The 14,513-nt window shown below is 56.9% G+C and carries 8 protein-coding genes, 2 tRNA genes and 2 rRNA genes; 7 read left to right on the top strand and 5 right to left on the bottom strand.

Annotated features, from left to right (window positions below):
* Window positions 1–107: 107 nt before the first annotated feature.
* The 4 genes from PVA48_RS03220 to PVA48_RS03235 all read right to left on the bottom strand — a co-directional run bounded on the left by PVA48_RS03220 (window position 108) and on the right by PVA48_RS03235 (window position 5,070).
* Window positions 108–2,943, bottom strand: a 23S ribosomal RNA gene (locus PVA48_RS03220).
* Between the two features lie 210 nt (window positions 2,944–3,153).
* Window positions 3,154–3,230, bottom strand: a tRNA-Ile gene (locus PVA48_RS03225).
* 82 nt (window positions 3,231–3,312) lie between these two features.
* Window positions 3,313–3,388, bottom strand: a tRNA-Ala gene (locus PVA48_RS03230).
* A 170-nt stretch (window positions 3,389–3,558) separates the two neighbouring features.
* Window positions 3,559–5,070, bottom strand: a 16S ribosomal RNA gene (locus PVA48_RS03235).
* The 16S and 23S rRNA genes sit together here with 2 tRNA genes alongside, the layout of an rRNA operon.
* Before the next feature lie 891 nt (window positions 5,071–5,961).
* Between PVA48_RS03235 and PVA48_RS03240 the strand changes: the two genes are divergently transcribed.
* Entirely contained in the window at window positions 5,962–6,525 is a 564-nt protein-coding gene (locus tag PVA48_RS03240) for a hypothetical protein (protein WP_022398101.1), read from the top strand.
* 75 nt (window positions 6,526–6,600) lie between these two features.
* Entirely contained in the window at window positions 6,601–7,713 is a 1,113-nt protein-coding gene (gene aroB / locus PVA48_RS03245) for a 3-dehydroquinate synthase (protein ID WP_022398102.1), read from the top strand.
* Between the two features lie 280 nt (window positions 7,714–7,993).
* On the opposite strand, the gene PVA48_RS03250 is transcribed toward aroB, so the two are convergent.
* The gene (locus PVA48_RS03250) at window positions 7,994–8,416 is read right to left on the bottom strand and encodes a hypothetical protein (protein WP_022398103.1); all 423 of its coding nucleotides are present in this window, start codon (window positions 8,414–8,416) and stop codon (window positions 7,994–7,996) included.
* A gap of 370 nt (window positions 8,417–8,786) precedes the next feature.
* On the opposite strand from PVA48_RS03250, the gene PVA48_RS03255 reads away from it, so the two are divergent.
* The 5 genes from PVA48_RS03255 to PVA48_RS03275 all read left to right on the top strand — a co-directional run bounded on the left by PVA48_RS03255 (window position 8,787) and on the right by PVA48_RS03275 (window position 14,456).
* Window positions 8,787–9,992 (top strand): Gfo/Idh/MocA family protein, encoded by a 1,206-nt coding sequence (locus tag PVA48_RS03255; protein WP_180971644.1) that lies wholly within the window; start codon window positions 8,787–8,789, stop codon window positions 9,990–9,992.
* Between the two features lie 32 nt (window positions 9,993–10,024).
* Window positions 10,025–10,729 (top strand): cytochrome c3 family protein, encoded by a 705-nt coding sequence (locus tag PVA48_RS03260; protein WP_102728701.1) that lies wholly within the window; start codon window positions 10,025–10,027, stop codon window positions 10,727–10,729.
* A gap of 102 nt (window positions 10,730–10,831) precedes the next feature.
* The gene (locus PVA48_RS03265; RefSeq protein WP_102728700.1) at window positions 10,832–11,410 is read left to right on the top strand and encodes a DUF6714 family protein; all 579 of its coding nucleotides are present in this window, start codon (window positions 10,832–10,834) and stop codon (window positions 11,408–11,410) included.
* A 77-nt stretch (window positions 11,411–11,487) separates the two neighbouring features.
* Window positions 11,488–13,296, top strand: a complete 1,809-nt coding sequence (locus tag PVA48_RS03270) for a hypothetical protein (protein WP_423232223.1) — start codon at window positions 11,488–11,490, stop codon at window positions 13,294–13,296.
* 416 nt (window positions 13,297–13,712) lie between these two features.
* The gene (locus tag PVA48_RS03275) at window positions 13,713–14,456 is read left to right on the top strand and encodes a 4Fe-4S dicluster domain-containing protein (RefSeq protein ID WP_423232489.1); all 744 of its coding nucleotides are present in this window, start codon (window positions 13,713–13,715) and stop codon (window positions 14,454–14,456) included.
* The last annotated feature ends 57 nt before the right edge of the window (window positions 14,457–14,513 follow it).

Genomic DNA, 14,513 nt, shown 5'->3' on the forward strand with positions numbered 1-14,513 from the left:
GAATCAGCGTAAACTGACATCTGCGTGGCTGGTGGTGTTACTTTTAAACATACATCCAATGAACAAGACAACAGCAAGTTGTTATTCACGAACGGGAGTGATGTAATATGATGAAGTCTATTGGTGATTAGTATCGCTTGGCTCAATACATTGCTGCACTTACACCTGCGACCTATCAACGTGGTGGTCTTCCACGAACCTATAGGGAAAACTCATCTTGGGATGGGCTTGGCGCTTAGATGCTTTCAGCGCTTATCCCGTCCGCACTTAGCTACTCGGCCATGCACTTGACAGTACAACCGATGCACCAGTGGTGCGTCAGACCCGGTCCTCTCGTACTAAGGTCTGAACCCCTCAATTTTCCAACGCCCACAGAGGATAGAGGACCGAACTGTCTCGCGACGTTCTGAACCCAGCTCGCGTGCCGCTTTAACCGGCGAACAGCCGGACCCTTGGGACCTTCTCCAGCCCCAGGATGCGACGAGCCGACATCGAGGTGCCAAACCACGCCGTCGATATGAACTCTTGGGCGTGATCAGCCTGTTATCCCTAAGGTACCTTTTATCCGTTGAGCGACGGCAATTCCACTTTCTACCGCCGGATCACTTGGGCCTGCTTTCGCATCTGCTCGACTTGTTGGTCTCACAGTTAGGCGGGCTTATGCCCATGCACTCGACACCCGGTTGCCAACCGGGCTGAGCCCACCTTCGCGCTCCTCCGTTACTCTTTGGGAGGATACCGCCCCAGTAAAACTGACCGGCTGACACGGTCCTCTGGCCGGATTCACGGCTCAGGGTTAGATCCTCCAGTTTCAAAGGGTGGTGTCTCATTGATGACTCCGACGCCCCCTAAAGGGCGTCTTCAGCGTCTCCCACTTACTCTGAGCATTAAAACCGAAGAAACAATGACAGCTTACAGTTAAGGTCTATAGGGTCTTTCCGTCCTTCTGCGGGTAGGCGGCATCTTCACCGCCACTACAATTTCACTGAGCGCCTGGTTGAGACAGTGCCCAACTCGTTTCACGATTCGTGCAGGTCGGAACTTACCCGACAAGGAATTTCGCTACCTTAGGACCGTTATAGTTACGGCCGACATTCACCGGGACTTGGGTTCAGAGCTTCGCCTTGCGGCTAACCCCTTGCCTTAATCTTTCGGCATTGGTCACGTGTCACACCCTATACTTCGACTTGCGTCTTTGCAGAGTGCTGTGTTTTTGATAAACAGTCGGTTGGGCCATTTCTCTGCGGCCTGCATCGCTGCAGGCACCCCTTCTTCCGAAGTTACGGGGCTAATTTGCCGAGTTCCTTAACCAGGTTTCACTCTTACGCCTTGGTATATTCTACCCACCCACCTGTGTCGGTTTGCGGTACGGGTCGCTTAGCATACGCTGGGGCTTTTCTTGGCACTCGATCCAATGATGCGCTGAGTCCGTGGACTCAACTCGGAATTCAATAACCTAGTCATCTTTTCTCATGCGTCCCCCCAGTTTAAGGGTCGCGAGCTCAGGATTATTAACCTGATATCCATCGCCTACGCCTCTCGGCCTCGGCTTAGGTCCCGGCTAACCCAGGGACGAAACACGTTGCCCTGGAAACCTCGGGTTTACGGCGGCCGGGGATTTCACCCGGCTTTACGTTACTCATGTCTGCATACTCACTTGCATGTGCTCCAGGGTCAGTCGCCATCACCCTTCAACGCGCATGCAACGCTCTTCTACCACTCTACCGTAAGGTAAAGTCCAGAGCTTCGGTATAACGCTTGATCGCCAATCATTTTCGGCGCAGGATCACTCGATGAGTAAGCTATTACGCATTTTTTAAATGGTGGCTGCTTCTAAGCCAACATCCTCACTGTCTGTGTAATCCCACATCCTTTCCACTGAGCGTTATTTAGGCACCTTAGCTGCTGGTCTGGGTTGTTTCCCTCTCGACAATGAAGCTTATCCCCCACTGTCTCACTGCCACGTTCCATTGCACGGTATTCGGAGTTTGATAAGGTTTGGTAAGCGGGTGTGCCCCCTAGCCTTGTCAGTGCTCTACCCCCGCGCATCAGCACGTGACGCTGCACCTAAATGCATTTCGAAGAGAACCAGCTATCACGGGGTTTGATTAGCCTTTCACTCCTACCCTCAGCTCATCAGAGAACTTTTCAACGTTCACCTGTTCGGTCCTCCACATGGTTTTACCCATGCTTCAACCTGGCCAAGGGTAGGTCACCTCCGCTTCGGGTCCAGTACCTGCGACTTAATTCGCCCTATTCGGACTTGCTTTCGCTGCGACTCCGGGCCGGAAGCCCTTAGTCTTGCCACAAACACTGACTCGCAGACTCATTAAACAAAAGGCACGCCATCGCAGATTGCTCTGCTCTGACACTTTGTAGACATACGGTTTCAGGTTCTATTTCACTCCGCTCACAGCGGTTCTTTTCACCTTTCCCTCGCGGTACTTGTTCACTATCGGTCGCCAACTAGTATTTAGCCTTGCGCGGTGGTCCGCGCTGATTCATACATCGTTCCACGTGTGATGTATTACTCAGGATTCCACTAATTCCCACGCTGGATTTCGTCTACAGGGCTTTCACCTTCTACGGCCAGCCTTTCCAGGCTGTTCTACTATCCAGTATGGTCGAATATCTCGTGGTCCTACAACCCCGAAGGAGTACCTTCGGTTTGGGCTCCATCCGCTTTCGCTCGCCACTACTTACGGAATCGATTTCTCTTTCTTTTCCTCCGCTTACTGAGATGTTTCACTTCAGCGGGTTTCGCGTTTCATACCCTATGTATTCAGGTATGAACGATCGAGTATTGCCTCGATCAGGTTACCCCATTCGGATACCCCCGGATCATCGCTTGCTTGCAGCTTCCCGAGGATTTTCGCAGCTTGCCGCGTCCTTCTTCGCCTGTTGGCACCAAGGCATTCACCGTACGCCCTTACTTACTTCATCATATTGCAAAAGTTTTTTACCACTTCCACAATACCACAAAGCCCTTTCGTGACTTACTGTATTGTCTTATTTCTTGGTATGCATGTTTTAAATTGTGTATTGTAGTTGTTTTTCAACTACCCACTTTGTTGGAAAGCAATTGCTTCTCAGCAATTGTTTTCTTTGCCACGCAGATGTCAATTTTCGCTTTCCCTCAATAATCGATTTTTTTGGTGGGCCTGACAGGACTTGAACCTGTGACCCCGCGCTTATCAAGCGCGTGCTCTAACCAACTGAGCTACAGGCCCGGCTTTGGGTCTCTGAGAGACAGTTACCAAATACTAAAGTTTAGTTACTAAAGTTTTCCGGCTCCCGCCTTCTTACCGAAACTGGTGGAGGCACGGGGACTCGAACCCCGGACATCCAGCTTGCAAAGCTGGCGCTCTACCAACTGAGCTATACCCCCAGTTGCGGTTCTTTTTGAAAAAAGGTCGTCACGCACGTCGTGCCTAGTTTCGCTCCAAGCGAACTGGCTGTTTACACATCTTTGGTTCGTTGCGGGCCCTCGCGGGTTCCGCTCTCTCTTCCCTCGGGAAGAGATCCGACCTGTGCATTTTTCATGCACTTTCTCCATAGAAAGGAGGTGATCCAGCCGCAGGTTCCCCTACGGCTACCTTGTTACGACTTCATCCCAGTTACCAGTCTCACCTTAGGACCCTGCCTCCTTGCGGTTGGCTTCAGATACTTCGGGTGCGACCGGCTTCCATGATGTGACGGGCGGTGTGTACAAGACCCGGGAACGTATTCACGGCGCCGTAGCTGATGCGCCATTACTAGCGATTCCGGCTTCGTGTAGGCGGGTTGCAGCCTACAGTCCGAACTGGGCCCAGTTTTTAGGATTTCCTCCGCCTCGCGGCTTCGGCCCCCTCTGTACTGGGCATTGTAGTACGTGTGCAGCCCTGGGCATAAGGGCCATACTGACCTGACGTCGTCCCCACCTTCCTCCCAGTTGATCTGGGCAGTCTCGCCAGAGTCCCCACCTTTACGTGCTGGTAACTGGCAACAGGGGTTGCGCTCGTTGCTGGACTTAACCAAACATCTCACGACACGAGCTGACGACGGCCATGCAGCACCTGTGTAACGCCTCCGAAGAGTCGCATGCTTTCACATGTTGTTCATTACATGTCAAGCCCAGGTAAGGTTCTTCGCGTTGCATCGAATTAAGCCACATACTCCACCGCTTGTGCGGGTCCCCGTCAATTTCTTTGAGTTTTAATCTTGCGACCGTACTCCCCAGGCGGCACGCTTAACGCGTTAGCTCCGGCACGCAGGGGGTCGATTCCCCGCACACCAAGCGTGCACCGTTTACTGCCAGGACTACAGGGGTATCTAATCCCTTTCGCTCCCCTGGCCTTCGTGCCTCAGCGTCAGTTAATGTCCAGGAACCCGCCTTCGCCACGAGTGTTCCTCTCGATATCTACGCATTTCACTGCTACACCGAGAATTCCGGTTCCCCCTCCATTACTCTAGTCTCGCAGTATCATGTGCAGTCCGGGGGTTGAGCCCCCGCCTTTCACACACGACTTACGAAACCGCCTACGCACGCTTTACGCCCAGTGATTCCGAACAACGCTTGAGACCTCTGTATTACCGCGGCTGCTGGCACAGAGTTAGCCGTCTCTTCCTCTTGTGGTACTATCTTTTTAATTTGCTCCCACATGACAGGGGTTTACAATCCGAAGACCTTCATTCCCCCACGCGGCGTCGCACCATCAGGGTTTCCCCCATTGTGAATGATTCTCGACTGCTGCCACCCGTAGGTGTCTGGACCGTGTCTCAGTTCCAGTGTGGCCGGACATCCTCTCAGACCGGCTACCCGTCATCGCCTTGGTGAGCCGTTACCTCACCAACTAACTAATAGGACGCGAGCCCATCCCCAAGCGCATTGCTGCTTTAATCTTGCGATTTTATGCGGTATTAATCCCAGTTTCCCGGGGCTATCCCACTCTTGGGGGCAGGTTACTCACGTGTTACTCACCCGTGCGCCACTAGAGAATTATTAGCAAGCTAGCAATTCTCTCGTTCGACTTGCATGTCTTATCCACGCCGCCAGCGTTCGTTCTGAGCCAGAATCAAACTCTCCATCAAATATAATTTTTGAAATTGCTGGACCAAATGGAATCTTTCGATTTCATCTGCGCCATGCTTCAGTCAGCTCTTCCCTCAAGTTGTGTCTCTTGAAGTCCTCTTCGCTCTGCCAAGCACGGCGCGCGTCACGACCTTTTTTCTTTCCCCTTGCTTCTACCAATCCGCCCCTCTCGGAGCTAGGTCGCTCCTTTGGGTTTTTTCTCCCTCACACGTCTCTCGACGCATTCGGGAAAACCCTCGGCGGGTTCGGTAGTCATTCCCTTGAAATCTTCTTATCGGCCCCTTTAATGAGGCTCTTCCGGGTGGCCGGCCCCGGCTTCATTCAGGCCCTCTTTCGAGTCCCTCCTGCCGCCGGGCTTTTCATCCCGTCGCCGTGTTGGCGTGCCGAGAAGTCTACCATTTTCACCTCCCTTGTCAATTTTTTTCGAGTCGTTTTTTGTGAGAGTCTTTCACCCATTTTATCACGTCCATTCATAACTTCCAATTTATAAAATAGTTAGGCTTTTGTCATACTCCCCCTTCTTCGTGCCATTTTTTTGAACATTTTCTTTTCAGATGGCGCAGCAGTCTTCCCAAAGGTCCAGGAGCCCTTCCCTTTGCCGGCGAGAACGAGAGGGGGGGTCTTCCTTTTTACGATATCGGCGCCCCGGAGAAAAGAAGGAGGGAAGAAGGGCTGGCCGAGCGAGGAGTTTCAACAGCTCAAGGGGGAAGAGGTTTTCTTTTTTCCTTTTACAAGGGCCGACGGCTCGCCTTCTTTGCCGATACCTTTATTTCTATCCCTTACTTTCTTTTTCTCCAAGGCCACGCACGGACGGAGATTCTTTTTTCCGCGACCTGTCTCACTTAACCCTTCCCATGAACAATCCCCGCCTGAATTTTGTCTAATCGCGCATGAAGAATCAGGAAATCCACTTGCCAACGCCCGACCCCGAGCATCCTTATGGAGGAGGGAACGGACGTTACCGTTTTCCGGATATCAACGGCATGAATTTGCTGGGGGATAACGTTTCCCTTCCACCCATCGTGCCTAAAAGCTTCCATATCATGCTGACCGTTTTTCATCCGGAAACCCTGTACAGCATGAAGAAGTGGCTTCCGTTCTGCGAAGACCTCCGCAAGCAGTACAAGCATACGCCCACCCCGGTGGAGTACAATATTCTGCTGGTCCTGCAGCCGCCTCCCATTGAGGGGGACGTTCCCGCCTTTACACAGGCCCTGGGGGATATTCCGGATTTCTACATGAAGACCAATTCCCTTATTTCCTATTACGACCAGGCTTTCGTGCGCCGCAGGCTTTCCCTCCACAAGAAGGCGGAGACCGCGATTGTACTGCTGGACGGCAACGGCAATATCATCTGGAAGGATGACGGCGGCTTTACGCCTGCACGCGCGGAACATTTAAAGGTTATTCTGGAAACCCTTTCCCCGCTGGCGCCTAAGACAAGGACGCATTAGAGGCGGATTGCATCTTCTTTGCCTCCTTCGCACTTTCCGTTTGAGCTTCCTTCCGGAATGCCTCATACTGGCCCCATGCCTACCATTTCTCTTGCTCTCGGGGAACGTTCCTACGATATCCACGTGGAAAACGGCGCGCTGGACCGCGTGGGTGAGTTTGCCTACCGCGCCGGACTGGACGGCAAGATTGCGATTATTACGGATACCTGCGTAGCCCCGCTTTATGCGGAACGCGTGATGAAGTCCCTGGAGAGCGCTGGGTTCATGCCCAGCCTGCATGTGGTGGATGCCGGAGAAGCGTCCAAGAATATGCTGCAGGCCCAGGAACTGTGTTCCGAGCTGGTACGGGCGGGCATTGACCGCACCGGGTGCATTGCCGCCCTGGGCGGCGGCGTGGTGGGAGACCTGGCCGGCTTCGTAGCTTCCATTTATTACCGCGGCATTCCTTTCATGCAGATTCCTACGACGGTAGTCGCCCAGGTGGACAGTTCCGTAGGGGGCAAGACTGCCGTCAATATTCCGGAAGGGAAAAACCTGGCAGGCGCGTTCCATCAGCCGGCCGTTGTCGTGATCGACCCCACCACACTGGTGACCCTGGACCGCCGCACGCTGGCGGAAGGCCTGGCGGAAGCCGCCAAGCACGCGGCCATCCGGGATGCTTCCATGCTCCATGAATTGAAAGGCCTGGGACCGGAGCTTTCCATCGGCTTTTCCCTGAATACCATCGCCAAACTCCCCGATCTAATTGCCCGGAACGTGGCGATCAAGGCCCGCATCGTGGAGAATGATGAATTGGAAACACTGGATATCCGCGCCCTGCTCAATTTCGGCCATACCATCGGCCACGGCATTGAAGCCGCTGTTCCCTACGGCACCATCCTGCACGGGGAAGCCGTGGCGCTCGGCATGCGCGCCGCCCTGTTCCTGAGCGAACGGAAAGCCGGGTTGAGCTCTTCCGACGCCAAGAAGATTCTTTGCACCCTCCAGGCTCTGGAACTTCCCCTGGTTCTCCCGGATGACATTGATACGGAAACGGTTCTCAAGAAGACAGCGTCCGACAAGAAGTTCCGGGCCGGAACCATCCGCTTCGTTCTGCTTTCCAAGGCGGGGGAAGCAGGCATTTCCAAGAAGATTACGCGGGAAGATATGGCGGAAGCCATTGAAGAATTGCGCCGCCCCCTGCCCTGAGCTTCCTTTTTACGGCGTTGCCCCATCAGCCGGGCAAAAAAATTCCGGAGAACGGAAGGGGAGCATCTTTCCGCTCCTTTTCCTCCAGCATGTTTTTCCAGCAGGAGAAAGATTCAGAGTGTTTCCCTGAACCGCAGAAAAACCGTCCCCTCCGGAACAGCCTGGAAGCCGGGACATTTATTTTCCGTATCCGGCGCCCGAAAAGCAACGCCTCTCCCTTCCCGGAAGAACGGGATGGGAAAGGCGCAGAAACAGTCCATCGTTTCCCGGCACGGGGAATTTACTTTTTCGGCTCGTCCGGGGTAGGTTCAAAGCCATCCACGTCCAGAGGCACGCTGCCCGTGTATTCCCCGGCGTCAAACTGGATGCCCTTCAAGGCGTCTTCCAGGGACAGGGAGCCATAGCATTCCCGGCTGGCCAGACGGAGCAGTTCATTCATGATGTTCACGCTTTCTTGATGGGGAATGTCCTTGGGAAGGGCCACGGCCAGCTCCTTCACCTCCGCCGCATGGGCGTTTGCCGTAGCCTGGTCCTGAATAAGAAGGAGAACGGCCAGGATTTTTTCTCCCGGCGTTTTGGGAACGGCCTGTTCGCTGGCGGCAGAGGCATCCGGGGATTGATCCTGTTTTTTGCCGCCGTCACAGGAAACAAGGGCAAATGCCGCCAAAACCGCTGTAAAAGGAATGAGATTTTGCTTCATCATGATGATTGGTTGGAAAGCCGGAGGCCTCATTGGATTTATCATGAACACTGGGGATTCCGGAGTCAAATCAGTTTTTTACTCTCACGAAATGTTTTTTCAGACAAAATATTCCGCAGCGTGCGCTTTGCTTTCTGAACAGGGGGAGTAGCCCTGTTCAACCTAATAGCCAGAATATAGTGCATTCATTGGTTCCCTCAGTAGACGCAATTTCCGGAAACGGAGGTTGCGTCTACTTTTTGCGTCACCATTTCAATACAGCGTTTGATTCCATGGGCTGACGCCGTATAATTCCGCTGAGATGGGTTACCCTATTTGGAACAGACGCCGTTTTTTGAGAACCGCCGCTGGAACGGCCGGGTTCCTGGCAGCCATGCCCTGTCTGAACGCCGCGGAAGCCCTGACGGACGCAAGACCGCTCAAGGTGGGCCTGGTAGGCTGCGGAGGCCGCGGCCTGGGCGCCATGAAGAACGCGCTGGACGCCGACCCCGGAACGGTAGTCTGGGCGCTGGCGGACGTGTTTCGGGAACGGATTGATTTCGGCTCCAATTTGCTGACGGAACAGTACGGCAGCCGCGTCCAGCTGGACAAGAGCCGCCTGTTCGACGGCCTGGACGGTTACAAGAAGCTGCTTCAAACGGATATTGACGTGGTGCTGCTCTGCACGCCTCCCGCCTTCCGTCCGGAGCATCTGGCGGCGGCCATTGACGCCGGCAAGCACATTTATGCGGAGAAGCCCGTGGCGGTGGACGTTCCCGGCGTGCTTTCCGTGCTGGAGTCCGCGCGTCTGGCAAAGCTTAAAAATCTGGTGATTCTGGACGGGTTCTGCTGGCGCTATGACAAGGCGAATGAGGAAGCCCACCGCAAGCTTTCCTCCGGAGAACTGGGACGCGTGCTTTCCTTTGACGGGCTGTATTACACCACGCCCCCCAAATCCCCGCTGGCTCTGGATTCCCGCCCTTCCTCGGATACGGACGTGGCGTGGGCCCTCCGCAACTGGACCGCCTGGAACTGGCTGAGCGGCGGCCAGTTCGTGGAACAGATCGTCCACACGATCGACGGCATGGTATGGTCCATGAACGAGCAGCTTCCGCTGGCGGCCTTCGGCTCCGGAGGACGCGCCCAGCGCCGGGACGACGGCGACGTGTGGGACCATTACGACGTTTATTTCGAGTACGACCACAACGTGGCCGCCCACATTTCATGCAGGCAGTGGGTAGGCTGCCACGGGGAGATTGTGGACCGGACGGTTTGTGAAAAAGGGATGCTGGTCACCCCGTACCGCCCCCATATCCAGGCGGATAAGCGCTGGCGTTTCCGCGGGGAACGGGGCAATATGTACGCGGACACGCACGTGGCCTTTTACCGTTTCCTCCGCTCCGGAACCTGGAAACAAACGCTGGAAAGCGCGGCCAATAAAACGCTGGTCGCCATCATGGGGCGTGAAGCGGCCCATACCGGGCAGCGCATCACCTGGGAACAGATTAAGAAGAGCGCCACGCGGCTGGTGCCTGAAGACCTGACGATGGATACGCCTCTGCCTCCCGCCCGCATTCCGCGGCCGGGCAGAGCGGCCTGACGGCGGGTCCCGCCTTTTCTCTCTACCGGACCATGGCCAACATCTTTCCACCCAATACCAACAGGCGCTTTTACGGAGGCGTCGCGCTGATTGCGCTCGCCGCCGCGCTGGCGCTGGGTGGGGTGTATTACGTCAATTTCCAGATTCCGGAGTATGAACCCGTGCAGCCGGTGCGTTTTTCCCACAAGCTCCACGCCGGAGACCTGAAGATGAGCTGCACGGCCTGCCACAGCGCCGCCCAGCGCTCTCCCAGGGCCGGCATTCCGGATACGAAGTCCTGCCTGGGCTGCCACCAGCATATTCTCCCGGACAGCCCGCTCATCGCTCCGCTGCGAGCGGCGGCGGACCCCCAATTTCCCGGCTATACGGGGGAACCGGTCCGCTGGGTCATGGTCAACCGCCTGTCCGGCCATGCCTATTTCAACCACATGGCCCACCTGAACCGCGGCATCGGCTGCACTTCCTGCCATGGGGACGTGGCAGGCATGGAACGCATCAGCGCTCCGCGCGATGCCCGCATGCAGTGGTGCCTGGACTGCCACCGCGACCCCGCCCCGCACCTGCGCCCGCTGGAGGAGACGGCCAGCTCCCATTATTCCGCCGCGGATTACCTTCGCACGCATTCCATCCGGGACGGGGAGGGAAACCGCATCCAAACTCCGCTTCAATTGGGAGATTTCCTGAAACACCAGTGGAAGATTCAGCCAAGAATGGACTGCACCGCCTGCCACCATTGACCACCGGGCGCAGGCCGGCTCCCGGCAAACATGCCTTTCCAGTCATCATACCTTCCATTTTCGCGATAGATGAATGCCGGACCGTTACTGTATGATGAAGTTATGGAATTGGACCTCGGCATTGTTTACTCCTGCCCTCCGGAAGAAGCGGTCCCGCATATTCTGGCTTATTTTCAGCAGGAATTTTCCAACCCCTTCCCCGCCCCCAAACCTGTTTCGCATGAAGAAGAACTTCTCCTGGAACAAATAGATTCCGCCTTTGACGGCGTCATTCTGGAAGACGGCATCGGCCTGATGACGACGGAACTCATCGACATGTACGCCCCCAGGGAAACCTGTGACGCCATCGGTCCCTGTGAAGAGCGGACCGACTGGCGCCGCATCACCCCTTCCATGATCCGGGCATGCCGGGACGCCCTGGTTTTTACCGATCCAAAGGGATACCGTTTTCTCCTGCCGGCATGGCTGACGCTGGACCTCCGCGGCCAGCTTGAAACCTGCGACGCCATGGACTACCTTCCCCTCGTTCCGGAAAATTGCGGGGATTATGAATCCAGGGCCATCCTGCTGAACGATCCCCAGCTTGAGGCCGTAATGAATTACATTGGATACCGTCAAAAAAAGGACGGATGCCCTTTTTCCACGGACTTCCGCTGCCCTGAAGATGGGTGCAGCCGGTAATCACCGCTTGATTTCACCTTCCGGATTGCCTAAAACAAGCCGTTCCCATTTCCCGTTAATCCACATCATCCTCCGGTTTGACTCCCCTTCCCCCATTTCACCAGAATGAAGCTCCCCAGGGCCACCCCGCTTTTCTTCCGGAAGAAGAGCGGGAAATGACACGGCGCTCCTTCATGAAATGGATGGGCGCGGGCGCAGTCCTGGTGGGGGTGGGGCTTCCGGCCTGCCGCCGTGTGGAAAAATACCTGGTTCCCTATAATGAAGGACCGGAATGGTCCGTGCCCGGCGTGGAAACGGCTTACGCCACCTGCCTGGCCATGGGCGGGAGCGCGCTGCCCGTGCTGGCCGCCTGTTATGAAGGGCGTCCCGTCAAGCTGCTTCCCTCCCTGCAATATCCGGAAGGCCCGGGCTTGCCGGCCACGGCCCAGGCTTCCATTCTGGACCTTTACGACCCAGGCCGCAGCAAGCATATCCTCTTTAACGGCAAGCCGGCTTCCGGGGACGAATTCCGCGGAGCCTTTTCCTCCTGGTCCCGCAACCTGCGGGACGGCGGCCATATCGGCATCCTTCTTCCCGCCACGGATTCTCCCCTGATGCACTCCATGCTGGAGGAAATCGGCAGGAAAAACCCCGGCGTGCGGATTTACCGCTATTCTCCCGTTCCCACGCCGGGCTCCGGCATGCAGGCAGGCTTGCCGCAGAAGGCCCGCTTCCGCGTGCGTTTCGCACGCGCCAAACGCATCCTTGCCCTGGATTGCGATTTCCTTCATGAGAATCCCTACGGCAATACGCGTGATTTCATTGCCGCCCGTTCCCCGGAGGGCCTCCATTACAAGGAAGAAAACCGGAACCGCACGCGCCTTTACGCCGTGGAGGGCCGCGTTTCCCTGACCGGAGCCCATGCCGACCACAGGCTGCCCGTTTCCCCCGCGCGCCTGGCGGTCTTTCTGGAGGAATTGTTCCGCTATCTCTCCGGTAAAAAAACCTCCCTTCAGACGCTAGAGCCTCCCCGGCAGACGGACCGCTCCCTGACGGAAAGGGAATTCACCTGGCTCCGCCACTGCGCGGACGATTTATCCAGCCATCCCGGAGAAAGCGTGGTCCTGCTGGGGGACAATCATCCGGAACTGTCCGCAAGCGTCTGGAAGCTCAACCTCCTTCTCGGCTCTATCGGAACGTGCGTCCAGTTGTTGAAGGCTCCGTCCACGCCGCCCCACGGAACGCTGGAGGATTTCATCCGGGATATCCGGAAGAAAGAGGTGGATATCGCCTTCCTGCTGGATTCGGGAAATCCCGTGCTGGATTCCGGGCACGGCTCCGCACTGGCGGAAGCCCTGAACGGAACGGAGAGCATTCATCTGGGGATGTATGAGGATGAAACCTCACGCGCCTGCCGATGGCATTTGCCGGCGGCCCATTTTCTGGAATCATGGGGAGTGGAACGGGACTGCCGCGGCAGATTCTGCTACCGCCAGCCCGTCATTCTTCCCCTGTACGGGGGCATTTCTGCGGAAGAAGTGCTTTCCGGGCTGCTTTCCACCAAGGGACACCTCATCACGGCGGACAATTCGCCCACGCACCTTTCCCCCGTTTACCACCGGGCGCGCAAATGTTTTGAACGCGCCGTGAATCCGGAAAACAAGACTGCGGCCTGGACACAGGCGCTCCAGCACGGCTATTCGGAAGAAACGGCTTATCCCCCCTGTCCCCGCAGGAAGAAACAGCCCTCGGAACCGCCATGGAGCAAGCGCCCGTTGCTCCCTCCGGCAACGGCGGAAGCGGATTGGAAAACGGCCTGCTGGAACTGCAATTCTGCCCGGATTATTCCATCGGGGACGGCCGCTGGAAGCGCAACGCCTGGATGCAGGAATGCCCGGACCCCGTAACGGGCGTCAGCTGGGCGGCGTCCGCACAGGTTTCCCCCGCCACCTTCCGGCGGCTGGGAGGCGTGGATTCCGGGCCGATGCTCTGCACTCTGACCGTCCCCGGCGGACGGATGGAAGCCATCCTTTGCCCCATTCCCGGAGTGGCGGAGAATCTGATGGTTCTTCCCCTGGGGTATGGCGGCATGAACCACGTAGCGGAGAGGCAGGAGAATTCCGACGGTTATGCATTCCGCAGTCAGGTGAAAAAAACGGCAGGCTGTGGAATTTCCCCGGAACAGGCCGCCCTGCGCGCCCTTCCGGAACGTACGGAAGCTGTTCAAAGCCCCGTCGTGCAGCCCTCCCCCTTCGCCCTTCAGTCCGGCGCCTCTCCGGCTCCGTTCACGCCGTCCGGCGCGGAGGGCGTGTACCAATGGAGGATGGCGATCGACACGTCCCGCTGCATCGGCTGCAATGCCTGCGTGATCGCCTGCCGGGCGGAAAATAACATTCCCGTGGTGGGCCGTGACCAGATGGCGAAGGGACGCGCGCTGGACTGGATTCGCATTGACCGGTATTTCACGGAGGCAGGGGCACTCACCGCCATTCCCGTGGCCTGCCAGCAGTGCGGCAAGGCCCCGTGCGAGTCCGTGTGCCCCGTGAACGCCACCGTCCATACCACGGAGGGCCTGAACGCCATGGTATATGCCCGGTGCTGGGGTACCCGGTACTGCGCCACCAACTGCCCGTACAAGGCGCGCCGCTTCAACTTTTTTGATTATGCCAAGGCCTCCGGGGAAGCCACGCGCCTCCAGCGCAATCCGAACGTGACCGTCCGCTCCCGCGGCGTCATGGAAAAATGCACCTACTGCGTCCAGATGGTGGAACGCGCCAAAATCAGGCACAAATCCCGCCTGATGAAGGAACACCCGGGCCAGCCCTCCACTTCCATCCACGTGACGGAGAAAGACCTGCTCCTGCCGGACGGCGCGGCGCAAACAGCCTGCCAGCTCGCCTGCCCTATGGGCGCCATCACCTTCGGCAACGTGCTGGACCCCGCCGCCGCCGTCTCCCGCGCCAAATCCCTGCCGCGCCACAGGAGCCTTCTTTCCTCCCTGGGCACGGACCCCGGAACGGGATACCTGGCCCCGGCCGGGAATCCCAACCCCGCCATGGAAGCATGAAATCCCGCCGGAAGACTTGTTAAAGACGCCTTTCCCACCAAAGAATAAGGCCGCTCC

Origin of the sequence: Akkermansia sp. JRP_AM1 (assembly GCF_049262625.1) — a bacterium.
GTDB classification, from domain to species: Bacteria; Verrucomicrobiota; Verrucomicrobiia; order Verrucomicrobiales; family Akkermansiaceae; genus Akkermansia; species Akkermansia massiliensis.